At 49.4% G+C, this 23,021-nt stretch carries 18 protein-coding genes; 13 read left to right on the top strand and 5 right to left on the bottom strand.

Annotated elements, in window-relative coordinates; translation table 11 throughout:
- Positions 1 to 30 precede the first annotated feature (30 nt).
- Positions 31 to 726, bottom strand: a complete 696-nt coding sequence (locus QQK89_RS03915) for a helix-turn-helix domain-containing protein (RefSeq protein ID WP_284237134.1) — start codon at positions 724 to 726, stop codon at positions 31 to 33.
- Positions 727 to 851: 125 nt separating this feature from the next.
- On the opposite strand from QQK89_RS03915, the gene QQK89_RS03910 reads away from it, so the two are divergent.
- The gene (locus QQK89_RS03910; RefSeq protein WP_284237133.1) at positions 852 to 1,748 is read left to right on the top strand and encodes an alpha/beta fold hydrolase; all 897 of its coding nucleotides are present in this window, start codon (positions 852 to 854) and stop codon (positions 1,746 to 1,748) included.
- 57 nt (positions 1,749 to 1,805) lie between these two features.
- On the opposite strand, the gene QQK89_RS03905 is transcribed toward QQK89_RS03910, so the two are convergent.
- Positions 1,806 to 2,342: a hypothetical protein gene (locus QQK89_RS03905; RefSeq protein WP_284237132.1), complete on the bottom strand. Its 537-nt coding sequence runs from the start codon at positions 2,340 to 2,342 to the stop codon at positions 1,806 to 1,808.
- A gap of 170 nt (positions 2,343 to 2,512) precedes the next feature.
- Between QQK89_RS03905 and QQK89_RS03900 the strand changes: the two genes are divergently transcribed.
- Positions 2,513 to 2,953 (top strand): HEAT repeat domain-containing protein, encoded by a 441-nt coding sequence (locus QQK89_RS03900; RefSeq protein WP_284237131.1) that lies wholly within the window; start codon positions 2,513 to 2,515, stop codon positions 2,951 to 2,953.
- 26 nt (positions 2,954 to 2,979) lie between these two features.
- A complete protein-coding gene (locus QQK89_RS03895) occupies positions 2,980 to 3,285 on the top strand; it encodes a hypothetical protein (protein WP_434481621.1) in 306 nt (101 codons plus the stop codon).
- Between the two features lie 77 nt (positions 3,286 to 3,362).
- Here QQK89_RS03895 and QQK89_RS03890 read toward each other — a convergent pair whose 3' ends face one another.
- Positions 3,363 to 4,247 carry an AraC family transcriptional regulator gene (locus QQK89_RS03890; protein ID WP_284237130.1) on the bottom strand — a complete coding sequence of 295 codons (885 nt, stop codon included), beginning with the start codon at positions 4,245 to 4,247 and terminating at the stop codon, positions 3,363 to 3,365.
- Between the two features lie 208 nt (positions 4,248 to 4,455).
- Between QQK89_RS03890 and yicI the strand changes: the two genes are divergently transcribed.
- Complete coding sequence (yicI, locus tag QQK89_RS03885) at positions 4,456 to 6,768, top strand: alpha-xylosidase (RefSeq protein ID WP_284237129.1); 2,313 nt, start codon at positions 4,456 to 4,458, stop codon at positions 6,766 to 6,768.
- Positions 6,769 to 6,899: 131 nt separating this feature from the next.
- Here the strand turns inward: yicI and QQK89_RS03880 are convergent, their stop codons facing one another.
- The gene (locus QQK89_RS03880) at positions 6,900 to 9,722 is read right to left on the bottom strand and encodes a glycoside hydrolase family 3 protein (protein ID WP_284237128.1); all 2,823 of its coding nucleotides are present in this window, start codon (positions 9,720 to 9,722) and stop codon (positions 6,900 to 6,902) included.
- A 169-nt stretch (positions 9,723 to 9,891) separates the two neighbouring features.
- Between QQK89_RS03880 and QQK89_RS03875 the strand changes: the two genes are divergently transcribed.
- The 7 genes from QQK89_RS03875 to QQK89_RS03845 all read left to right on the top strand — a co-directional run bounded on the left by QQK89_RS03875 (position 9,892) and on the right by QQK89_RS03845 (position 20,129).
- A complete protein-coding gene (locus QQK89_RS03875; RefSeq protein WP_284237127.1) occupies positions 9,892 to 11,679 on the top strand; it encodes a sensor histidine kinase in 1,788 nt (595 codons plus the stop codon).
- Positions 11,672 to 13,183 carry a response regulator transcription factor gene (locus QQK89_RS03870; protein ID WP_284237126.1) on the top strand — a complete coding sequence of 504 codons (1,512 nt, stop codon included), beginning with the start codon at positions 11,672 to 11,674 and terminating at the stop codon, positions 13,181 to 13,183. Before QQK89_RS03875 ends, QQK89_RS03870 begins: the two co-directional genes overlap by 8 nt.
- A gap of 159 nt (positions 13,184 to 13,342) precedes the next feature.
- On the top strand, positions 13,343 to 14,314 hold the full coding sequence (locus QQK89_RS03865; RefSeq protein ID WP_284237125.1) for an ABC transporter permease: 972 nt from the start codon (positions 13,343 to 13,345) through the stop codon (positions 14,312 to 14,314).
- A 15-nt stretch (positions 14,315 to 14,329) separates the two neighbouring features.
- Positions 14,330 to 15,238, top strand: coding sequence for a carbohydrate ABC transporter permease (locus QQK89_RS03860; protein ID WP_284237124.1), 909 nt, complete (start codon positions 14,330 to 14,332; stop codon positions 15,236 to 15,238).
- A gap of 78 nt (positions 15,239 to 15,316) precedes the next feature.
- Complete coding sequence (locus QQK89_RS03855; protein WP_284237123.1) at positions 15,317 to 17,047, top strand: ABC transporter substrate-binding protein; 1,731 nt, start codon at positions 15,317 to 15,319, stop codon at positions 17,045 to 17,047.
- Between the two features lie 70 nt (positions 17,048 to 17,117).
- The gene (locus QQK89_RS03850; RefSeq protein ID WP_284237122.1) at positions 17,118 to 19,478 is read left to right on the top strand and encodes a glycoside hydrolase family 95 protein; all 2,361 of its coding nucleotides are present in this window, start codon (positions 17,118 to 17,120) and stop codon (positions 19,476 to 19,478) included.
- 96 nt (positions 19,479 to 19,574) lie between these two features.
- Positions 19,575 to 20,129 carry a hypothetical protein gene (locus tag QQK89_RS03845; RefSeq protein ID WP_284237121.1) on the top strand — a complete coding sequence of 185 codons (555 nt, stop codon included), beginning with the start codon at positions 19,575 to 19,577 and terminating at the stop codon, positions 20,127 to 20,129.
- Positions 20,130 to 20,243: 114 nt separating this feature from the next.
- On the opposite strand, the gene QQK89_RS03840 is transcribed toward QQK89_RS03845, so the two are convergent.
- On the bottom strand, positions 20,244 to 20,381 hold the full coding sequence (locus tag QQK89_RS03840) for a hypothetical protein (protein ID WP_284237120.1): 138 nt from the start codon (positions 20,379 to 20,381) through the stop codon (positions 20,244 to 20,246).
- A gap of 35 nt (positions 20,382 to 20,416) precedes the next feature.
- Between QQK89_RS03840 and QQK89_RS03835 the strand changes: the two genes are divergently transcribed.
- Positions 20,417 to 22,237 carry a cache domain-containing sensor histidine kinase gene (locus QQK89_RS03835; RefSeq protein ID WP_284237119.1) on the top strand — a complete coding sequence of 607 codons (1,821 nt, stop codon included), beginning with the start codon at positions 20,417 to 20,419 and terminating at the stop codon, positions 22,235 to 22,237.
- Positions 22,215 to 22,982: a response regulator transcription factor gene (locus QQK89_RS03830; protein WP_284237118.1), complete on the top strand. Its 768-nt coding sequence runs from the start codon at positions 22,215 to 22,217 to the stop codon at positions 22,980 to 22,982. The genes QQK89_RS03835 and QQK89_RS03830 overlap by 23 nt, the downstream gene beginning before the upstream one ends.
- Positions 22,983 to 23,021: the final 39 nt, after the last annotated feature.

Raw genomic sequence — 23,021 nt, 5'->3', positions numbered from 1 at the left:
CGACAAAACCGCCTATAACAGGCGGTTTTGTTATTTGTTCAGCTGTATAAAAGGATGATCGTGAATATCGAATAGTTCATATGCCTTGCCGATCATGTCGCGGTCTCGATCGAACAGATGGGTCGCTTTATCGAAGATGCCGCTTGTTTTGGATACATAGTTGAGCTGCTCCACCATAAATTCCGAATTACATAAGACGACGACTTTTTTACTGTAGGAGGTAAGCTCTTGCTGGAATTGTACCGCTCTTTCGGCAACCTCAGGGGAATACACAACGGGCTGGCCGTCAGAGGTCACCATGCCGCGGTGATCAACGAGCACATCCAGCTCATCCTTGCCGTAGGCAGAGCAGATGCCAAGCACGATATTCGACATATATTCAACGTCCTGCTTGCCGGATGCCAGGCCATTCACTTGGAAGGAGAGCAGCTTCTTATCCGGGTCAAGCGTGTAATGGATTCTATCTTTGAAAGGGACTATAAAATCTTTCGGCTGATAAGCCTGCTTGGGTGAGAACCGCTCCCCAGAGAACAAATAAGCTACGCTGATTTGCAAGGCGGCGGCGATTTTCTCGATATTAAGAATACTGACATTGCGTTCTCCGCGCTCAACTCCGCTTATGTAACTCCGATCGAGGCCGGCCCGATAAGCCAGATGCTCCTGCGACATTCCGCTGCGAGCCCGTAATTCCTTGATTCTCTGTCCAAATTGTACGCGAATGTCCATGCTTAGCGGCCCCCCAAATCTAGTACTCTACTTTTGAGATTATCTGCAATGTGACTTAAAGTCAACAGACTTGAGGGGGCAATCGGGATATGATAGTTGAAGCTCATGAAACGTAGGAGGATTATATGTCATTCATCCAAGTACGGAATATTCCGTTCCACTATCATATCGATCATTCGAATTCCTCTATGGAGACCATTGTTCTTATACATGACTTGGGGCTTAACCAGGAGGTTTGGGAGCCGTTTCTGCCTCATCTCAAGGAGCATTACCGGGTAGTCAAACTTGATCTTCGCGGTCATGGCCGTACCGGCCAAGGCCATGAGCCTGTCAGCTGGGAATTATTGATTCAGGATTTATTCGGATTTCTGACGCAGCTGGAGCTGGGTCCCGTCCATTTGCTCGGATATGGCTTTGGCGCAACGCTTGCCGTGAAATTCAGCCTGCAGCATAGCGATCTCGTGAAAAGCCTGGTCCTGTTGTCGGTTCCCGCGTTTATGCCTAAAGGGACCATATCGTCCATTATCGAAAGCCGCATGCAATTAACGAGCAAAGGCTCCATGCTGACGCTGGCGGAAAGTCTGGCTAACGGAATTTCCAAGCTGTCAACGGACCATGCTTTGTATAACAAGCTAGTTTCCGCTTATATGGCTGTTGCGCCTGCTACTTATTTTCAAATGCTGGAGTTATTCGCCAAAGATCCCGTTAATGAAGATTTCGCTCATTTGACGCATCCTACTCTGGTGCTTGTTGGTGCTGACGATTCCATCTATTTGACTTCCAACGCTTTATCTTCCCAGCTTCTTATGCATTCGACCTTAATCGTTGTGCCGGATGCTTCCAATGCGTTGTTTATCGATCAGCCGAGATTTACGTTTGAAGAGGTGGATCAATTTATTAAGGATCCTTCGGCCGTCAAGACGGATTATGCTTCCTTCGAATGTTATGTCGCGAAGTACGTCATGGAATACTTCAATGATGCGTTTGAACAAATTTTGAGTAAAAAGGCGATACAGGCCTAAGCCTGATATCGCCTTTTTGTTTTAAATGTCCGGAAGAATCGGCAGCGTGATGAGCTGTTAAATTCGATTATACGATTTCATTGTAATTAAGGTTTTTAGCGTTTTGTATGCGCGCCATTCCAACTTTGCCAAATCGCTAGGCGGCTCCCATTGAATCGGCCAGCCTCCATCTTCCTGCTGCTCCGATTCCAGAACATCAAGATGATCATGCAGTGTCTGATCGGAAAAAATCTTTCTGCAATAGGAATTCGAAAGCGGCGCAAAATCTAGCGGAGTAAGTCCGTAGGTTTGAGCCGGTTCCAGGTTAAAGTGATTAGCTTGATAAAGTTCTTCCGATAATTTGGAGAACAGGTCTTTTACATGATTGGATTGAGGCAAGCTTTCCAGCAGGCAAAATGCCGTAAGAATCGTATGGGAATCTTCATATTTCGATTCGGCAATGTTATTCAAACAAACTTCCACAGCCTGATTCAGCCAAGGATGTTCAATTCCTTGCCAATTCAACAGGCCAACAAGGCCGGTGAGCCGGCTGAACGAAGGCTCCTCGGAATAAGGAAAGTTTTCTTTATCGAAATCTTTTGATAATTTTACCATGAGAATAACGGGGGAACGAGATAAAAGTTTATTGACCGGCAAACAAGTCTTATGGGTGCATTATGTGTTACTATTTAAGTTGAAGGATGGATAACATCCTTCAAAAGGGATAATGTAGTAATATCCGTTAAAAATAAATAATGAAATAACAAAAGAATGGATGAGATCATTTGAGTCAACGTGGATTTAGCAATGAATTGCCTTCGAATTATGATGAATTAAAAGCAGCCGCAAACCGGTCTAGCTGGAGAGAACGGCTGAACGCAGTCGAAGAACTTAGCCAGTCGAACCATTCGAAAGTCATCGATGTGTTAACGCATAGATTGAATAACGATGCCGTTTATCAAGTGCAGGAAGCGGCATACCGCAAGTTAAAGGCATTTGGCGAGGAAGTTCAGTTGCCTTCGCGCAAAAAAGGCGAACCGGTCAAAGGAACGCAGAAAATTCTAGTTCGAATCAAGAAAAGCTTGCCGGAAGGCCATTCTTATGAAGAGTTTAAAGAGAAGTTAAAAAAGACGAGGCTTGATGTGTACGATGCCTATGACGGCGAGAAGGGCACTGACTTTGATGCTTGGCTGGAGTCAACGTGGGCAGCTTTAGGAAAAAAATAGACTAAAACGAAAGGTGTGTTAATGACGTGAGACATAAACCAATGTCAATGGAAGATCTGTTTAAGGATCTGCAAGGAGCAAAAAACAACCAGGAAGACCCGAACAACGTTGCATTAGACAAATTGTTTAATGGAGCCTTCATGAAGAAGTATTCGAACTTCGATAGTTTTGCGGCGTTCTTAGAGAAGGGCAACTTTCAAGCCACTACGCAAGCTGAAATCAATAACTTGCATGAGGAATTGTTTGAACGTTATATCAATAGAGAAACAAAGTTTAACAGCTGGAAATCGATGCTCGACACGGCAAATTCGGAATACTCGCCTGTTAACTAAATAAACGATTTAAGGAAAAGGATCAAAAAGCACTTCGCTTTTTGATCCTTTTTTTATTTCCATGCTGCAACTACCAACTACCCGCTCTTCTGCAACCGGCTGCGGTACTCCCTAGGCGTGCAGCCGAAACGTTGGCGGAACACGGTGTTGAAGTAGCTTAAGCTGTTGAAGCCAACATCCAGCGCGACCTCCATAATTTTGGCGTCGGACTGGCGCAGACGGGCTGCCGCTTGCTGGACGCGGTAGCTGTTCATATATTCAATGGGGCTTTTTGTTGTGATCCGTTTGAAGAAACGGCAAAAGTAAGATTCGCTCATTCTCGCAAGCTCGGCGAGTTTGTGCAGAGGGATAGGCTCCGCGTAGTTCTGCTCGATATATTCGATTACCGTCTTCAGCCGGTCGATCCGGTAACCTTCCTGCTCCGGTTTGGTTCGGGCAGCGGGGCCTCCCAAGCCGATCAGCTCCGACATCATGGAGTAGAGCAATCCTTTTATCATTAATTCATTGGCTAATTTGTCTGAGTTGTAAATCTCAATTAACGTATCAAGCATGGTAAGCAGTTCCAGTCCGGCTCCCGGCTCCCGGCGCAGATGGGCTGGTACTTCATATCTTCGCTCCAGCACGGGAGAAATATAACGGTCAAACAAATAATCGATGGTGCCGCTGCTGAACAAGCTGGAGTGGAACACTACGGCTGTAAAAGAGCATGCCTGATCGTTAGTAACATAACCCGAATGAAGCTCCCCCGCATTGACAAAGATCGCTTCTCCCGCACGTAGTTCATAATCTTGCAGGTCTACCCTGAACACGGCAGATCCTTCCGTAACGAGCAGCAGTTCAAGTTCATCATGCCAATGCAAATCCAGAAGCGGCGCATCGGGCGGACAAGCAATATCGTAGAAGCTGACCGGGTAGATCGGAGTACCATGCTTGCGTGCTTCTTTCAGTGTCGATTTGTCCATAGTTAAGACTCCTAATGTATTTATGGAAATGTCAAAATCGTGATAATAATGAGCAATATTTAGACAGATTTATATAGGGTAAGACAATATTATTATAACATAACCGCTTACATGGTACGAGAAACTACTAAGTAGGCATTTAAGCAGCGAACAGAAGCAAGGATTGCCCCGCAATTCTTTTTCATTCATTAGAGGAGGAACCAAATCCATGAAATTTACAGATGGTTATTGGCAAATTCGCGAAGGCGTCGACATGCAGCACCCGGTAGACGTGCGCGAACTGAAAGAGAACAACGGCAAGCTGACAGCATATATGGCGACAAAGCCCATTAACATTAAAGGCGATACGCTGAACGGCATGATGCTAACGGCTGAGATCAGCTCTCCGATCCCTGACGTGATTAAAGTGCGCTGGGTTCACCATGCCGGCGTCAAACAAGTTGGTCCCGAGTTCGAAATTAACGCAGATGCTAACCATACCGCAACCGTCGATCATGACGAGCAATATACAACATTAACAAGCGGCGGACTGCAGGCGCGTATCCGCAAATCGCCAACTTGGGGTCTGGAATTTTTCCAGAACGGACGCAAGATGACCGGTACCGCGCACAAAGCGGCAGCATACGTGAAAGATCAAGGCAAACCGTACTTCCGCGAAATGCTTGATCTTGGCGTTGGCGAGCAAGTATACGGTCTTGGCGAACGCTTCACGCCGTTTATCAAGAACGGTCAAGTGGTTGATTCCTGGAACGAAGACGGAGGCACTAGCTCCGAGCAAGCGTATAAAAACGTACCGTTCTACCTGTCGAGCGCAGGTTATGGCGTATTCGTCAACCATCCGGAACGCGTATCGTTCGAGGTTGGTTCCGAAGTTGTATCGAAGGTAGGCTTCAGCGTACCCGGCGAGCACTTGGAATATTTCATCGTAGGCGGTAAAACGCTCAAAGACGTTCTCGACAACTATACGAAGCTGACCGGCAAACCGGCATTGCCGCCGGCATGGTCGTTTGGCCTGTGGCTGACCACTTCGTTCACAACGGATTACGATGAAGCTACGGTTAACAGCTTTATTGAGGGAATGGCGGAGCGCAACATTCCGCTGCATGTCTTCCACTTCGACTGTTTCTGGATGAAAGAATATGAATGGTGCAACTTCGAGTGGGACGCGGACATGTTCCCGGATCCGGAAGGCATGCTTCGCCGCCTGAAAGAACGCGGTCTGCGCATCTGCGTATGGATCAACTCCTATATCGGCCAGAAGTCGGCTCTTTTCCAAGAAGGCATGGACAATGGCTATCTCGTCCGCAAACCGGACGGCAGCGTTTGGCAATGGGATAAATGGCAAGCGGGCATGGGTCTTGTCGACTTCACGAACCCGGATGCGACGAAATGGTTCAAAGGCCATCTCAAACGTCTGATGGATATGGGCGTAGATTGCTTCAAAACAGACTTCGGCGAGCGGATTCCGACGGATGTCGTTTACTTTGATGGCTCTGATCCGGAAAAAATGCACAATTACTATACACAGCTGTACAACAAAGCGGTATTTGAAGTGTTGGAAGAAAACCGCGGCAAAAACGAAGCGATGTTGTTCGCGCGTTCGGCAACAGCCGGCGGTCAACAATTCCCGGTACACTGGGGCGGCGACTGCTCCGCGAATTACGACTCGATGGCGGAATCGCTCCGTGGCGGCTTGTCGCTTGGGCTCTCCGGCTTTGGCTTCTGGAGCCATGATATTAGCGGTTTCGAGCGGACAGCTCCGCCGGATATCTACAAACGTTGGGTAGCGTTTGGCATGCTTAGCTCGCATAGCCGTCTGCACGGCAATGAGTCGTACCGCGTGCCTTGGCTCTTCGACGAAGAATCCGTTGACGTGCTTCGCTACTTCACGGAGCTTAAGAGCAGCCTGATGCCGTATCTGTTCAACCATGCGGTTGAAGCAACGGAGAAGGGCGTGCCAATGATGCGCGCGATGGTTCTCGAGTTCCCTGAAGATCCAACGACGCATTATCTCGACCGTCAATACATGCTGGGCGAAAATCTGCTCGTAGCTCCAATCTTCAACACGGAAGGCACGGCGAAATATTACGTACCTGCAGGCAAATGGACTAGCTTGATCGACGGCACAACCGTTGAAGGCGGCAAATGGGTGGAAGAGCAGCATGGCTACAGCTCGATTCCGTTGCTCGTTCGTCCAAACACGCTTCTAGCGATTGGCAGTAACAATCAGAAGCCGGACTACGACTATGCAGATAACGTAACACTGCATCTGTTCGAACTGGCGGACGGCGCTACCGCAACGGCTGTCATTCACGATCTGAACGGCAAACCGCAAGCAACCGCAACAGCGGTTCGTACAGGCGGCACAATCGAAATTAGCTATGAAGGCACAGACAAGCCATGGCAAGTTGTTCTGCGCGGCATCGGGCAGGCAGCAGCCGTAGAAGGCGCGGAATCCGTGCAAAGCCAAGAAGGTTTGAAGTTGGCTCCATTCGCTTCCAAGATTACTGTAAATCTGTAATAAAATAGATAGCCGCTTGCTCCTTCGGGAACAAGCGGCTGTTTGCTACGCTGGAACGTAGCCGTCTGCGATAGGAAAGGGGCCGCCCCTTATCATCTAATGATGACAAAGAGTTGCCCCTGCATAACGATTTATTTACCGAAGCGGAACCAGCCAAGCTTTGTTTCGCCTTCTCCTTGAACAACCAGATAGACGTTATGATTGCCGGCCATAGGCTCTACCGAGCCGGTAGCGGTCTGCCATGTTGGTCTGGCCTCAAGCTTCAAGCTGCCGGCCAACGGGCCGTCCGGTGCATCCAATCGGATCTCGACGGCTGCGCCATTCGAAGACAAAGCTCTTACTTCGAAGAAGCAAGTTTCTTCGCCAAGCTGTGCATCGTCATATCGAAGCCATGCATCGGCTGAAGTTGTTGCGGCGCTGTCGCCGCCTTCGGTATTCTCGCCGATGATGATATTCGAATAGTCGTCATAGTTCACCGCAGCAGTAACTTGGGTCAGATCGCGAGGCGGAATCGTCTCGCCGGCAACGGTTAATGTACCTTCCAAGCGGATATCGCCGGAGGATGCGCCTACGAGGAACGCGTAGCTTCCTTGCTCGACGCACATTTGGCTGCGCGTAACATCCCAGAAAGCAAGAGCGGAACGATCCAGCTCAAAGCGGACTTCTTGGGTTTCGCCTGCGGCAATCGTTAGGCGCTCGAACGATTGAAGTTGTCTCAGCGGACGTTTCACGCGGGATTCCAAAGCTCTGGTATACAGCTGAACAACTTCTTCGCCGTCTACGTCGCTTGTATTCGTAACGCGGAAGCAAGCGGTAATCGAATCTTCGGACTGCTCTAACCGGAGCGTTTCGTATTGGAAGCGGCTGTAGGACAAGCCATGGCCGAATGGATACAACGGTTTGCCGGCAAAATATTGGTAAGTGCGCTCGCTCTTAATAATGTCGTAATCCATAAATTCGCCAAGTTGCGAAGCCGACTCGTACCAGGTCATGTTCACGCGGCCCGCCGGATTGTAGTCTCCGAACAGCACATCTGCAAGCGCGCGGCCAAGCTCTTGACCGGCATGCGACAGGTAGACGATAGCAGGGATGTTCTCCTGTACCCAAGGCATGGCAAACGGATAGCTGCCGACAACAACGACTACCGTGTTCGGATTTACCGCGTACACTTCGCGGATCAGCTTCTCTTGGTAAGCGGCAAGCGTCAGATCTGGACGGTCAATGGTTTCTTTCCCGTTAATAAGCGGATGATTGCCAACTACAACAACCGCGACTTCGTTCTCGCGGGCTGCGGCAATCGCTTCCTGCAGGCCGTCGGTTTCTTGTTCAACCGCAAATCGTTCAGCAGTAACAGGATCGCCATCTTGCACTTCCAAAGCGCCGGTCTCGGCATTTACGGTGACCGGACGGTTGTTCCAAGTCGTGAAGGCGACGGTATTCTCATCTTGCTGCGGACGGACGTGGAACACTTCTTTGGTGAACCATTCCCAGATATGCTCGGAAGATGCGGTAACCTGCTCTTCATCCGTAGATAGGTACAACTTGTTGTTCTCGGCAATGATGGTGTGGCTGTCCCAGCCCCAGTCGGTTGTCTCGAACAGGTCGGCAGAGTCCGAGTCTTGCGCGCTTGCAGCGAGCGGGTTTTTCTCGCCGCTTGCAACCGTCACATAACGGTCGTTCTTCAGCGATTTCAGCTTCACGCGGTTGCTGCCAGTCGCGAGCGTTACCCGTTGCCCTTCGCCGTTCATCTTCGCCCGAATGCCTTCAAACGGTGTAATGGCGTAAGGCATAAGACCGCTGTACCAGTCGCGGTACACGATGCCGGCTAGCGGGCCGATAACGGCAGCTTTGGACAATTTATTTGCATCGAGCGGCAAAAGGCCATCGTTTTTGAGCAAAACAATGCTTTTGCGTACGGCATCGAGAGCAAGCTTCGCATGTTCCGGCTTCATGATGGCCGAGTCGTCGATCGCTGCATATGGATTGCGGTCTGCCGGATCAAATTCGCCAAGTCGGAAGCGGACGCGGAACGTGTTGCGAAGCGCCGTGTCGAGATCATTTTCCGTTAGTAGGCCGTCAGTCAACGCATCGCGGATCGCCTGCTTCGAGATCGGGTGATCGTCGGTAATGCTGTCTACGCCAGCTTTGATCGTAAGAGCGACGGCTTCCTTATAGGTTTCAACATAATGGTGATCATTAACCGTGCCTAGCACGTCGCCCGCGTCGCTGACAACAAAACCGTTCATGCCCCATTCGCGTTTGACGATGTTGTTCACGTCCGGATTAACGTTCGCCGGAACGCCGTTAACGGAGTTATAGGCGGTCATCATCGACAGCGCGCCGCCTTCCTTGAACGGAATCTCGAATGCTTTCAAGTAATACTCGTGCTTATTGCGCGGATCAAGGCTGACGGAACATTCGCCTCGGTCTATCTCGTTATTGTTGCCGATGAAATGCTTGAGCGATGCGACTGCTTTCACGTAAAACGGATGATCGCCTTGAAGGCCTTGCGTAAGCGCGGCGGAAAGTTTGCCCGTTAGAATCGGATCTTCGCCGTAAGCTTCTTCCGTGCGGCCCCAGCGGGGATCGCGCTCCATATCGACCGTTGGCGCCCAAAGCGTCAGTCCGTTGTGAGCCGGATTGCGGTGATAGAAGCCGCGGGCTTCGTCGCCGATCGCGCTTCCGATTTCTCGGAGCAGGGTTTTATCCCATGTGCAGGCAAGACCAATCGGCTGAGGGAAGGTTGTTGCTTCGCCAAGCCAAGCCATGCCGTGAGCAGCTTCGGTACCGTGTTTGTAGGCTTTGACGCCAAGATGGGCAATCTCGTCTTGATATTGGCACATCAGATTGATTTTTTCTTCCAGGGTGAATCGGTTAACCAAATCATTAACGCGCTGCTCTAGCGGCAGCTCGGGGTTGTGAAATGGAAAAGACGGATTAGCGTTTTCGGTCATGACGAAAGTCAGCTCCTTTAATTGTAAGGGGTTTCAAAAATTCTAACATGCCGGCGCAATCGTTCATACCCGACAAATTGGAGATAAAATCCCTGTACAATTAGCGGTAGAACCCCTAGAATGTAAACGCAATCAAATTTTCATGTGAAGGTGACAGGGGGCTTGCAAGATGTTTCATATGTTCTCACACCTGCTTAATAATGTGAAGCTGAGAACAAAGCTCATCCTATCCTGTATCGTAGTCTTGATCATACCGATTCTCATTGTTGGCGTGTTTCTGACAAACGAGCTGCGCAATATGGCACTGGATAACGCGATGGAGCAGACGCATACGAACGTACAGCGCGTCAAGGCGAGAACAACCGAACTGATGAATGTGGCTTACGACAGCGCTTACCGTTTGGAGAACAGCCGGCTCGAAGCCGTGACGAACCGGAAATACGAATCGACTTACGAGGTCGTCAAAGCGTACCGGGAATATACCGATTTCAATGAGATCCGTCAGCAGCATGATGAAATAGCGAACATCCGGTTTTATATGGAGAATCCAACGATGCTGAACAACTGGGATTTCATCCAGCCGGACCAGTCGATTAAGGATACGGTATGGTATAAGAAAGCTTTGATCCCCGGCAGCGGAGTGAACTGGTATTATATCGAGGACGAACGGGACAAGCGCAATTATTTGTCTCTGGTACGGGAAATTAGCTTTTCCAGCAATAATACGAGCGGCGTTCTTGTCATTACGCTAGATATGACGATGCTGAACAGTATCTTAAACCAGGAAACGTTCGAGACGATGATCGTGGATGACAATAACCGGATCGTGGCGGCGAACCGCATGGGAAGAACCGGCAAAACATTAGCTGACATCGAGTTCGAGCCCGGCATTGTGCAGGAGAAGAGCGGAATGTATGCCGCGGATATCGACGGAGTCGCTTCCAGGGTACTGATCGAGCCTTTGGTGCCGGAAGCAAGCGGAAATACGCTTCGCATTATATCCGTATTTTCGGTAGATACCATCGTGGCAGACGCGAACCGCATTAAATCGCTCGCCTTAACCGTTATTTCGATTAGTCTTGTAATAGCCATCTTACTGATTATTGGGGTATCGACCATTATTACGAAGCGGCTGCTTCGGCTTAGTAAACATATTACGAAGGTTGCCACCGGCAAGCTGGATATCGTGATGGAGATTGACGGCAAGGATGAGATCGGGCAATTGTCCAGGCAATTTAATTCCATGGTGTCCAGCATTAACGGGCTAGTGGAGGAAGTACAGGAAACTAATAAAATGAAAAGCCTGCTCGAATCCAAGCAGAACGAAATCAAGCTGAAGATGATGGCCAGCCAGATTAATCCTCACTTCCTGTTTAACGCGCTTGAATCGATTCGGATGAAAGCCCATTTGAAAGGGGAAAAGGAAATTTCGCAGGTGGTGCGTCTCCTTGGCAAACTGATGAGGCGAAGCATAGAAGTCACGCAGCGGATGACGCATCTGTCGGATGAGATGGATATTGTACGCTGTTATCTGGATATTCAGAAATTCCGGTATGAGGATCGCTTGGCTTATGAGCTTCAAGTTGATCCGCTTGTAGAGAAAGTATCTATTCCTCCGCTTATCATTCAGCCGCTTGTAGAGAATGCCGTTATTCACGGTCTCGAGAACAAGATGGAAGGCGGCATCGTAACGGTCCGCGCGGCAAGAGAAGGCGATTATGTCCGGATTGACGTTATTGATAACGGGGCAGGAATGTCCAGCGAGAAAATCAAGCAGTTGACCCAGCACCTGAATGAAACGGAAGATGCGGACAATAACCGGATTGGATTGCGTAATGTTCATTTGCGCTTGCAACTGACCTACGGACAAGAACATGGACTTCAATACGAGAGCGAGCTGGGACAAGGGACAAAGGTCAGCTTTACCTTACCGTTTGGGGAGGATTTGTATGTATAAAGTATTGCTGGTAGACGACGAACCGATGATCCGGGAAGGTCTTCGCACCTTGCTGGAATGGGAGAGCCTTGGTTATGAGGTTGTAGATACGGCAGCTAACGGCAAAGATGCCTTGCTGAAATGCGAGCAGTATGAGCTTGATCTCATCATTGTGGATATCCGGATGCCGGAGATGAACGGACTGGAGCTGATCAAGACCATTCGTGAAAAAGGGGGCAACATGCATGTCCTCATTCTGAGCGGATACGCGGATTTTGAATATGCGAAGCAGGCGATCGTCCAGCGAATCGACGGTTATTTGTTGAAGCCCGTAGACGAAGACGAACTTATGGACTATTTGAGATCCTTGAAGAAGGAATTGGACCAAGAGTATGAGGACCGCCGCATGCGGCAAAATGAGCGCCAGGGAAACGTGGAAGAGGATATCAAACGGTTCCTTACTGGCCATACATCCGGATTGCCCGCGGCTCCTTTGAACTGGAAGGAATACGAGCTGCTGCTGATCAAGACGCATGAGCACAGCGAAGAGGCTACAGCCGGACATGTTCATATGAAACGCAGATTATCCGAGCTTCTGGAGCAATCCGGAGTTGGACTCGCCCTTATAATGGAGCCTTATTTGCTCGTTTTGCTGAACAAAAGCCTTGCCAATGAGGCATTCAACCGTGATGTCTATGCCATGATTACCGATGCCTGCGAAGAGATGTCGCCCGAATTCACCGTCGTCACAGGCGATAACGCGCGAGAATTTACTCTTCTTCCCGCAATGTATCAGAAGGCGCTGGACCGGATGAGAAACCGCTTCTTCCTTGAAGGCGGCAAGATTATCGCGGAAGATCATGCAACCGCCGTCAACGATGATGCAACAAGACCTGATGTGCTGGGGGTCGCAGAGAAGTTGTATCTTGCGCTTGAGATTGTGAACCGCGACGCCATCCGGCAATTGATTGAAGAATATGCGGTAGCACTGAGAACTTCGGGATCGGGAGAGGCTGAGATGAAGGCAACGTTTGTCGAGCTGCTGTCTGCCGTTCTCGATAAGCTTGCCGCCAAACGCCCAGAGTTTCCGGTGCGGGAATACCGGATACGGATTCCGGAATTGTTCCGCGAGTACAGGTATTGCGCTTTAATTAACCGTACAGCAGCCATAACGATGGAGATCGCCGATTCTCTTGACCATTCTTCCGCGGACACGCAGATTAACCGCATGATCGACCTCATTCATCGCAATTATAAAGAGAACCTGAAAATGGAGACGCTCGCCGAACTGTTTAACTATAACAGCGCGTATCTCGGCAAGCTGTTTAAGCAGGTTACAGGAGAAAACTTCAACACGTATCTGGATAAAGTACGGATGGAACAAGCGAAAATATTACTTGAGCAAGGACTGAAAGTATATCAGGTTGCGGAGATGGTCGGGTACGCAAACGTCGACTATTTCCATAGCAAATTCCGCAAGTATGTAGGTTCTTCGCCGTCCGTTTATCGGAAGAAAGAATCGTAGGAAGAACGCGTGGTTTTCTCTCAAGCCGGAGAAAATCATGCGTTTTTTTGTGGTGAATCCGCTTACACTAATTTTTATATGATTTTATGCCAAATCCTTTGGGTACCGATATCTGCCATGTATCCGTTATCATAAATGCATAAGGCAGGAGGGATTCCGATGAAAGCGGTCACAACAAGCTCAGCAGGCGTTCAGCAGCAGACGCTGGGGAAAAAGAGAGAGAGAAGTTTTTGGAGAACAGCACTCCGCAACAGATACTTATATATGATGTCGTTGCCCTTCATCATTTGGGTGTTCGTATTCAGCTACTACCCGTTATGGGGCTGGACAATGGCTTTCCAGAAATTCAAACCGGCCAAATCGTTCTGGGAGCAGGACTGGGTTGGCTTTGACCAATTTAAAATTTTATTCCAAGACGATACGTTCTACCTCGTTATGAGGAATACGCTTGCCATGAGCTTCATGGGCATTATCGCAGGTTTTGCAGTGCCGATCGTATTCGCGGTCCTGCTGAACGAAGTGAAAAACATGGCCTTCAAACGAGTGGCTCAAACGATTTCGTATTTGCCTCACTTTGTATCCTGGGTCGTTGTAGCAGGCATCGTGTCCAAGATGCTGTCGACGGACCACGGTACAATCAACGAGGTTCTGATGTGGCTGGGCTTGATCGATCAGCCGATTCAGTTCTTGGCAAAACCGCATTACTTCTGGGGCATAGTCACCGTCTCCGACGTGTGGAAAGAGATGGGTTGGAATACGATTATCTATCTCGCCGCCATTGCGGGCATCAGCCAAGAAATGTACGAAGCGGCCAAGGTTGACGGCGCGAACCGCATCCGCCAAATCTGGCACATTACGCTGCCGGGTATTCGTTCAACGATTATTATTCTGCTTATTATGTCGATCGGCCACTTGATCCAGATCGGCTTCGAGAAGCAATTCTTGCTCGGCAACAATCTCGTTAGGGATTATTCGCAAGTCCTTGACTTGTACTCGCTGGAGTACGGTTTGCAGATGAGCCGTTACTCGTTTGGTACGGCGGTTAACATTTTCAACTCGGTAGTAAGTATTATCTTGCTCTTCGCGGCCAATGGAATCTTCAAGAAAATTACGAAAGAAAGCATCATGTAAGGAGGAGTGTGAGCCATGACATCAAAAAGACTGCTGGGCAACGCGCCTCTGTCAGACCGGTTTCTAAGTGTAGTCGTATACGTGTTTGTCATCTTCGTTATGATTGTTACTCTGTATCCGTTTCTGAACGTGCTTGCTCTTTCATTCAACGATTCGGTAGACAGCGTTAGAGGCGGGATCACGATTTTCCCGCGAGATTTAACTTTGGAGAACTATAAAGTCATTTTTTCCTTCAGCGGCTTGATTACCGGCTTCAAGATCTCGGTATTCCGTACGGTAGCCGGTACCGTGCTTGGTCTGATCAGCGCTTCGATGCTGGCGTTTACGCTCAGCAGGCCAGACTTCCAGGGACGCAAATTCGTCTCGGTCTTCCTGGCCTTGACGATGTACGTATCGGGCGGCTTGATTCCGGTCTACTTCCTGATCCGCGACCTGCACATGATGGGAACGTTTTGGGTTTACATTTTGCCGGGGCTCGTAAGCGCCTTTAACGTATTCGTTATCCGCTCCTTTATGGATGGCATCCCCTATGCGCTGCAAGAATCAGCCAAGCTGGACGGCGCAAATGATTTCACGATCTACTGGCGCCTTATTCTTCCGATGTCGAAGCCGGCGCTTGCAACCATCGCTTTGTTCCTTGCCGTCGGGCAGTGGAATTCCTGGTTCGACACTTATTTGTACAACGGCTCGGCCGAGGCGTTAACGACGCTGCAATACGAGCTGATGAAAGTATTGCAAAGTACAACATCAGGCAACAATGTGGACATTCACAACTCGAACATGACGCAAATGATGTCTACCGTTTCGCCTGAGTCGGTCAAGATGGCGATAACCATCGTCGTAACCGTACCGATCCTGCTCGTTTATCCTTTCTTGCAGCGTTACTTCGTGAAAGGCATGACATTAGGTGCGGTTAAAGGGTAAGCGAAGTTTAGAAGTGGTATTCCTGGGGAAACCCGTTAATACAATATGGCTTTCATAAATATATAGGAGGGTTATTACATGAATCAAATCAGCAAGTGGTCAAGCCTCGCATTGTCTACTACTTTGGTTGCAGGCATGCTGGCTGGATGCGGCAGCAACAACGACGGCAACAATGAAGCAAACAGCCCAAGCGCAAACGCAGGCAACAATGCGACTAACACGGAGTCGGCAGCTCCTGAAGATACTTCGCCGCTCACATTGTCTTACTACAGCGAAGATCCATCCCCGAACTGGGCGAACATGCAAGACGAAATCGGTAAGACGCTTACGGAGAAAACGGGTATTACGCTTGATGCTGAATTCGCAGTTGGCGATGCCGTTCAAAAATCGTCCCTGATCGCGGCAAGCGGCGAGTATCCCGACCTGATCAGCGCGAAACAAAGCATCGCGAAATTCGTTGATGCCGGCGCTGTACTTGATCTGACTGATCTCATTGATAAATACGCTCCTCATCTTAAAAAATTGTTTGAAGGCAACATGAGCCGTCTTCGTTACAGCGACGATGACCATGCGATCTATGTTATTCCTTCCTACAACGGGATCGGACAGCAATACTTCAACGCTGGCGGCGGTTTCGAGCTGCAGCACCGCGTAGTTAAAGAGCTGGGTTACCCGCAAATTAAGACAGTTGCGGATTACGAGAAAGCGATTAAAGACTATCTCGCTCTTCATCCGAAAGACGAGAACGGCAACCCGAATATCGGCCTGACGCTGAATGCGGACGACTGGCATATGTACATCTCGGTAACGAACCCTGCATTCTTTGCTACTGGCGGTTCCGATGACGGCGAGTTCAATATCGACGTGGATACGCAAAAAGTAACGTACCACTTCCGTCGTCCGGAAGAGAAAGATTACTTCAAATGGCTTAACCATATGAACGCGGAAGGCTTGCTGGATCCAGAAAGCTTCGTGCAAAAATATGACCAATACAAAGCGAAGATCGCTTCCGGCCGCGTTCTTGGTCTGATCGACCAAGATTGGGATTATGGCGACGGCGAGAAAGCGCTGAAAGCAGAAGGCAAATTCGACCAAGGTTACGGTCACTATCCGGTTACAATGTCCGCTGATATCAAAGAAGCATCGTTCTGGCCAACAGGCTTTATGGCTGGCAGCGGCGTAGCGATCTCCAAAGACAATCCGGATCCGGTTCGTACAATCAAATTCCTTGACTACCTGGCTTCCGATGAAGGCCAAGTGCTTATGAACTGGGGTATTGAGGGCAAACAATACAACGTGGTTGACGGTAAACGCGTTATCCCTGAAGATGTAAACAACCGTAAAATCAACGATGCCGTTAACTTCACCAAAGAAACGGGTATTGGTCTGTACAACCTGCTTAGCGGCCACTACGGCGACGGCGTTAAAGATCCAAGCGGCAACTACTATACAACAAACTTCCCTGAGCAAATCGTGGCCGGCTTTAACGATGTAGAGAAAGAAGTGCTTAAAGCTTACAACGCAACAACTTGGAAAGACCTGTTCCCTAAAGAAGAAGAGTTCAAAGTTAAGCCTTGGGGCGCAGCTTGGAACATTCCGATCCCTGGCGACAGCGAAGCTGTAGTCATCGAGAAGAAACTGACTGACATTACGTGGAAACGTATTCCGGAAGCAATCTTGGCTAAGCCGGCAGACTTCGATAAAATTTGGGATGCTTACCAACAAGAGCTTGTGAAAGCCGATGTTGAAAAAGCAGAAAAAATCCGCGAAGATCTGGTTAAAGCCCGCGTAAAACTGTGGAACGAATAATAAACGATTAAGGATAAGAGAGCCCGATTTATGCGGGCTCTTTTCTCGTTAAGGAGACGGAGGGTAAGGAATGGGAGCATCTCGGGAATGGAAGCTGTGGTATGATCAACCCGCAGCGGAGTGGGAAGAAGCGCTGCCGATCGGCAACGGCCGAATTGGCGGCATGGTGTTCTCCGGCACGGATGAGGATCAAATTTTGCTCAATGAAGATACGTTATGGGCAGGTTTTCCGCGGGATCCGATCAATTACGAAGCCCAGAGATATTTGGCGAAAGCTAGACAGCTTATATTTTCCGGGAAATACGAAGAAGCGGAGCGTCTGATCGAAGCGAATATGCAAGGCCGGGATGTAGAGCCGTATTTGCCGCTTGGCGGTTTGTCAATTATCCGGCGCGATAATTCGGAGTCAGCAATATCCGGTTACAGGAGAGAGCTCCACTTAAATGACGGGATTGCAGCGGTACGTTATGAAGATGGTGCGGTTACGGTCAACGGACAATATTTCGCAAGCACGCCTGATCAGTTAGTAGTTGTTAGGTATGAGGCAACCGGCGGGACCATGGACCGAGACATCGTTGTTGATTCCTTGCTTCAATACCGATTGGAGCATGCGGAAGCGAATGGCCTGCGGTTAATTGGACAAGCTCCAAGCCATGTGGCAGGCAACTATCATAAAGATCATCCGATGGACGTGTTATATGAAGAAGGACTTGGGTTGCCTTTTGAAATTCGCGTGCAGGTCGAATCGGATGGCAGCGTGAAGTGTGACGGAGAGTCTATTCTCGTTCGAGATGCGACGTACTTTCATATCTATTTGACCGCCGAAACGGGTTTCGCCGGTTACGATCAATCCCCGAATGAAGAAGCATGCGCCGCTAGATGCGGCATTCGTGTTCAAGCTGCTGCGGCACGAGGGTTCGAAGCTTTGCGCGAGCGGCATTCGGAAGATCACCGGTTATTATTTGATCGCGTTACGTTCTCCTTGTCGGATCAAATAGACGGGGAGGAACAAGAACAACCGACTGACCGCAGATTGGCAAACTATCAGGCAACTAAACGGGACCCGCAATTGGAAGCGCTCTATTTCCATTATGGCCGTTATCTTCTGATGGGAAGCTCAAGACCGGGCACCCAGCCCGCCAATCTGCAGGGAATCTGGAATCATCATGTCTCTCCGCCATGGCATAGCGATTATACGATTAACATTAATACGGAGATGAATTATTGGCCTGCTGAAGTATGCAATTTGAGCGAATGCCATGAACCGCTCTTTACGATGCTGGAAGAGATGAGTACCGTTGGCGCGCGCACGGCAAAAATCCATTACGGAAGCAGAGGCTGGACCGCCCATCATAACGTAGATTTGTGGCGAATGACCACTCCGACCGGCGGTAGCGCAAGCTGGGCGTTCTGGCCGCTCGGCGGAGCTTGGCTAGTCCGGCAGGTGTGGGAGAGTTATCTGTATAACTTGGATAAGCCGTTTCTGGAAGAGAAGGGTTATCCGCTGATGAAAGGCGCAGCGTTATTTTGCCTGGATTGGCTGATCGAAGGGCCAAACGGCGATCTTGTAACGAATCCGTCGACCTCCCCGGAGAATAAGTTCGTAACGGCAAACGGCGAAGCCTGCAGCGTGTCTTATGGATCTACGATGGATATTGCCATTATCCGCGATTTGTTCAGAAACTGCCTGGAAGCGATTCAGGTGCTGGAGATCGAGGAGCCGGCGTTCCGAAATGAACTGCTGTTGGCGCTGGAACGGCTTCCCGCCTATAAGATTGGCCGCCATGGTCAACTGCAGGAATGGTATGAGGATTTTGAGGAAAGCGAACCGGGGCATCGCCATGTGTCGCATCTGTACGGTGTATACCCGGGCAATGAGATTAACGAAAATACGCCGGAGTGGCTAGCAGCGGCGGTTACGTCTCTTCAGCGCAGGTTGGCACACGGGGGAGGGCATACCGGCTGGAGTTGTGCTTGGCTGCTTAATTTGTTTGCCCGTCTTAAAGATCGGGAACAGGCCTATGGCGCCGTTCAAACGTTATTGGCAAGATCAACTTACCCGAATTTGCTCGATGCCCATCCGCCGTTTCAGATCGACGGCAACTTTGGCGGCAGCGCCGGGATAGCCGAACTTTTGCTGCAAAGTCACTTAGGTTATATCGAACTGTTGCCGGCTTTGCCCGCTGAATGGGCAAACGGTCAAATTAGCGGACTTAAGGCAAGAGGTGGCTTTGTAATCGGCATGGAATGGGCAGGCGGCGAGCTGAAGCGGGCGGATGTAAGGGCAACGAGCAGCGGCTATTGCCAAATCCGGTATAACCAATCCATCCGAATAGAGGATGACGGAGGGACAGCGATTGAACTTGCGAATGGCGTATTTCATGCCGAGCGGGGCCGGACTTATTATGTGTTCCTAGACGCCATTCAGTAGAAAAATATAGTTGTCCCCTATGGATGAATGCGGTAACAGGCTCCTCTCTCTGCAAATAGTATAGAAGTAAGATTGATGGGAGAGAGGAGATTCATAATGACGATAAATAGAAAAGCCAGAATCAGTTTGTCTCCGCCTGAATTTACGTATTACAACGAAATTAAGTATTCCGTCGGAAAAGATCCGTTGGTATCGGTAGGTCCGCTGCAAGATCACGGAGACGGCGAGTTTATTGTTAAGCTTTACGTCAAAGGGATCAAGAAAGCCCAAGCATTAGCAACGCTTGTTGCCCCCGTTAAAGTAATTGGCGAAATAAGCATTCAAGTACTGGTGATAAGCGGCGGCAAGGTGATCGAACCTATTACGAGAACCTTAACGCCTAAAGAAATCGCAGACCTATACCGGACTGCATTCCGCACAAACCGCCTTTTCCATTTTGTTTCCGTCAGAACGATTTTTGGTCAAACGTATGTTTATCCGGTGTTCAAAATCCGGGTTGTGCAGTTCTATAATGACGATCTTTCCGACTTCTACGGCAACTATAATAACGTGGCGGCATTTGTATTCCGCAATGTCCTTCGGAATGAAGTCAGCGGTACGTTTATTCAGTTCTCCACCGACAAAAAGAAGAAATGCCGTAAGAGGAAGTAGGTTAATGATCCAAACTGCGCATTCGAATGTTCTTCCGATCGCCATTGCTCGGGGATTCCTTAGATTAGATGTGTATATGTAGGAATCCCCGAGCAAAAGCGAACGCATTCGCTTCTACAGAATCATTCGATTGCTTCGTTTGCCCATTAACCAAATGGGAGAGACCTTAGCGGCTGTACTGAATTCCAGTACAGCCGCTTTTTTTTTAACCACAAACTGCCCCTTGCCGATTCGCATGCGCGTCAAGTACATTGAGGGTATACATCCCAGCAGAGGACTGATCGCGAATGTTGACCCGATGGTTCCGCCGAATAACGCCGGATACGTTCAAAAACCGGATTTTGTTATCCCTCCTGATTTTCCTGCTCGTTCCGATTGCTTTGCTGTTTCTGTACAATTTCCGGGAGACGGAAGAGCTGCTCCAGCGCAATGCCTCCGACAAAAACATCGAGCAGCTGGAAGAAATCAAGACGGATCTAGTTGATCTGATGAGCCTTGTGATGAAGACGGGCATGCTGCTCGAACAGGATTCCGTCCTTCGCCAAGTGATGCAGAAGCCGGAGCAATATGATGCCATCAACCGCAAAAAAATCGTTGAGAATAAATTTGCGGGTATCGAAAACAGCTTTTTCCTCACGGGAGCTACCGTTTATTACACGTTAATCGACTTAAAAGGAAACGCTTACACTTCCTATACGCCGGAAAATTCCTTGAATTACGAAGAAATCAGCTCGGAAGCTTGGGTGCGGGAGCTGAAGAAGGAAGGCGGGCAGCGGTATATCTGGCATACAAATGACCAGTCGACCGTTATTCGGGAGACCAAAGGCAACCGCATGCTCAGCTTGTACGAAGTGATGAGGGATGACGGGTTAAAACCTTTTGCGTACGGCCGGTTCAGCATCGATTATGAGGAGTGGTTCGCGGAGCGGATATCCGGCAGCGATGCGGCCGGCGATGGCGCGTATTTTCTGCTGGACGCAAGCGGCCATGCCATCCTTCAATCGAAACCGGAAGAAGAGGTGCCGGCAAATGTAGCGGACGGGATCGTTGCGGCAAGCCGGAACGGCATGGACGAATCGACCACCTCCAAGTCGATAGTGGATCGACAGACATTGTATACCTACAGCAAGATTGGAGAGCTTGACGGTTATCTCGTGAAGAAGGTGCCATTGTCCTTGCTATTTGATGAAGTGGACAAGCAGAAGAAACGTTCTTTTGCCTTATACATGGCGATCTTGTTTATGTTTGTCCTTATGATCTATTTCATCTCGTCTACGGTAATGGGACCGCTCAAGCTGCTGCAGCGCAAGATGGAAACAACGGTTAAATCCAATTTGAAGGCGAAGCTGCCGGAGCAAGGCCGCGGCGAAATTCTGGCGTTGACCCGCAGCTTCAATTCGATGATCACCGATATTAACGAGCTGCTGGAGCGGTTAAAGCTGGAGGAACGGCAGAAGCAATTCGTCCGGTTCCAGGTGCTGCTTGGGCAGATGAATCCGCATTTCCTGCTTAATACGCTGAACACGATCAAGAGTATCGCGCTTGACAAGGACGAAGATGATATTTATGAAATATGCGTATCGCTTGGCAAAATTTTAGAAACGACGCTTCATGCCGAAGAAGATTTGATTCTTCTGAAGGAAGAGATTGTGCTGATCGAGTCGTATATGGACATTCAGCGCAAACGGTTTGGACATGGCATCGAGCTTCAATATGAGATTGAAGGCGAGCTGGAATACGCGCTTATTCCAAAGTTCTGCCTGCAGCCTTTGGTGGAGAATGCGCTTCTTCACGGCTTTGGACAGTCGCAAAGCGAAGGACACATCGTTATACGGGCCACTAGCCGCAACAAACAGCTTTACCTGGAAGTGATTGATAACGGAATGGGGATCGAGCAAGCGAAGGCGAATCAGTCTACGCGCAAACGGAAAAGCATCGGCATTCAAAATTTACGCGAAAGCCTGGAGCTGTTGTTCAAGAATCAGCCTTCCGGTCTTGCACTGGAATCGTCAAACGAAGGGACGCGGGTTATGCTGCATTGTCCGTTACTGTTATCTAAGCCTTACGAGAAAGAGGGGTTGAACCATGTGGCAAACGTTAATCGTTGAAGACGAGCAGCATGCGCGGGCAAGCCTCCGCAAACTGTTCGCCAAAGCGGAGATTCCGTTCGAGATTGTTGGAGAAGCTGCCAACGGGGAAGAAGGACTAAAGATGATCCGGGAGCTTCAGCCCGATGTGGTCATCTCGGACATTATTATGCCGGTTATGGACGGCGTACGGTTGTTGCAGCTTGCGCGGGAAGAAGGTTATGATTGCCGGTTTGTTATGCTGACGGCGGTCAGTGAATTCGAATACGCGAGGCAGGCCGTGGAGTACGGGGCATCCGGTTACCTGATGAAGTTGTCCCTGGATCTGGCGGGATTAAAGCAAGCGATGGACAAAGTGGCCGCCGAGCTAGGAAGAATGGAGAAACTCCGCAAGGCGGATAAGTGGTTCCCGGAAAAATCAGCGCAGGAACCAACGGATCATCCGGAGATGAACCGGATCATCAACTACATCGAGGAGCATTTTGCCGAGGAAATTACGCTCAAGCGCCTGGCGGATTACATTCGGATGGATGCCAGTTATGTGAGCGATTTATTCAAGAAGAAGACGGGCACGACGCTTACGCATTACATTCAGAACCGCCGGATTCAAGCCGCCAAGATGCTTCTGGCCGAGACGGACAGAACGGTCAGCGAGATCGGCCGCTCGGTAGGCTTCGAGAATGACAACTATTTCATCAAAATTTTCAAGCGTTGGTGCTACGTGACGCCAAACGAATACCGGAAAGAACAAAAATTCGTTCTATGAATGTCCAAACGCTGTTCATCCCCCAAGCGCCGGGCAGGT

Origin of the sequence: Paenibacillus glycanilyticus, assembly GCF_030161375.1 — a bacterium.
GTDB classification, from domain to species: Bacteria; Bacillota; Bacilli; order Paenibacillales; family Paenibacillaceae; genus Pristimantibacillus; species Pristimantibacillus glycanilyticus_B.
This window is presented reverse-complemented; position numbering and strand designations above follow the sequence as displayed.

Bases quoted from the DNA above. Each gene is read 5' to 3' on its own strand.
- QQK89_RS03915 (WP_284237134.1), bottom strand. From the start codon at position 726: ATGGACATTCGCGTACAATTTGGACAGAGAATCAAGGAATTACGGGCT.
- QQK89_RS03910 (WP_284237133.1), top strand. From the start codon at position 852: ATGTCATTCATCCAAGTACGGAATATTCCGTTCCACTATCATATCGAT.
- QQK89_RS03905 (WP_284237132.1), bottom strand. From the start codon at position 2,342: ATGGTAAAATTATCAAAAGATTTCGATAAAGAAAACTTTCCTTATTCC.
- QQK89_RS03890 (WP_284237130.1), bottom strand. From the start codon at position 4,247: ATGGACAAATCGACACTGAAAGAAGCACGCAAGCATGGTACTCCGATC.
- yicI (WP_284237129.1), top strand. From the start codon at position 4,456: ATGAAATTTACAGATGGTTATTGGCAAATTCGCGAAGGCGTCGACATG.
- QQK89_RS03880 (WP_284237128.1), bottom strand. From the start codon at position 9,722: ATGACCGAAAACGCTAATCCGTCTTTTCCATTTCACAACCCCGAGCTG.
- QQK89_RS03875 (WP_284237127.1), top strand. From the start codon at position 9,892: ATGTTTCATATGTTCTCACACCTGCTTAATAATGTGAAGCTGAGAACA.
- QQK89_RS03870 (WP_284237126.1), top strand. From the start codon at position 11,672: ATGTATAAAGTATTGCTGGTAGACGACGAACCGATGATCCGGGAAGGT.
- QQK89_RS03865 (WP_284237125.1), top strand. From the start codon at position 13,343: ATGAAAGCGGTCACAACAAGCTCAGCAGGCGTTCAGCAGCAGACGCTG.
- QQK89_RS03860 (WP_284237124.1), top strand. From the start codon at position 14,330: ATGACATCAAAAAGACTGCTGGGCAACGCGCCTCTGTCAGACCGGTTT.
- QQK89_RS03855 (WP_284237123.1), top strand. From the start codon at position 15,317: ATGAATCAAATCAGCAAGTGGTCAAGCCTCGCATTGTCTACTACTTTG.
- QQK89_RS03850 (WP_284237122.1), top strand. From the start codon at position 17,118: ATGGGAGCATCTCGGGAATGGAAGCTGTGGTATGATCAACCCGCAGCG.
- QQK89_RS03845 (WP_284237121.1), top strand. From the start codon at position 19,575: ATGACGATAAATAGAAAAGCCAGAATCAGTTTGTCTCCGCCTGAATTT.
- QQK89_RS03840 (WP_284237120.1), bottom strand. From the start codon at position 20,381: ATGTACTTGACGCGCATGCGAATCGGCAAGGGGCAGTTTGTGGTTAAA.
- QQK89_RS03835 (WP_284237119.1), top strand. From the start codon at position 20,417: ATGTTGACCCGATGGTTCCGCCGAATAACGCCGGATACGTTCAAAAAC.
- QQK89_RS03830 (WP_284237118.1), top strand. From the start codon at position 22,215: ATGTGGCAAACGTTAATCGTTGAAGACGAGCAGCATGCGCGGGCAAGC.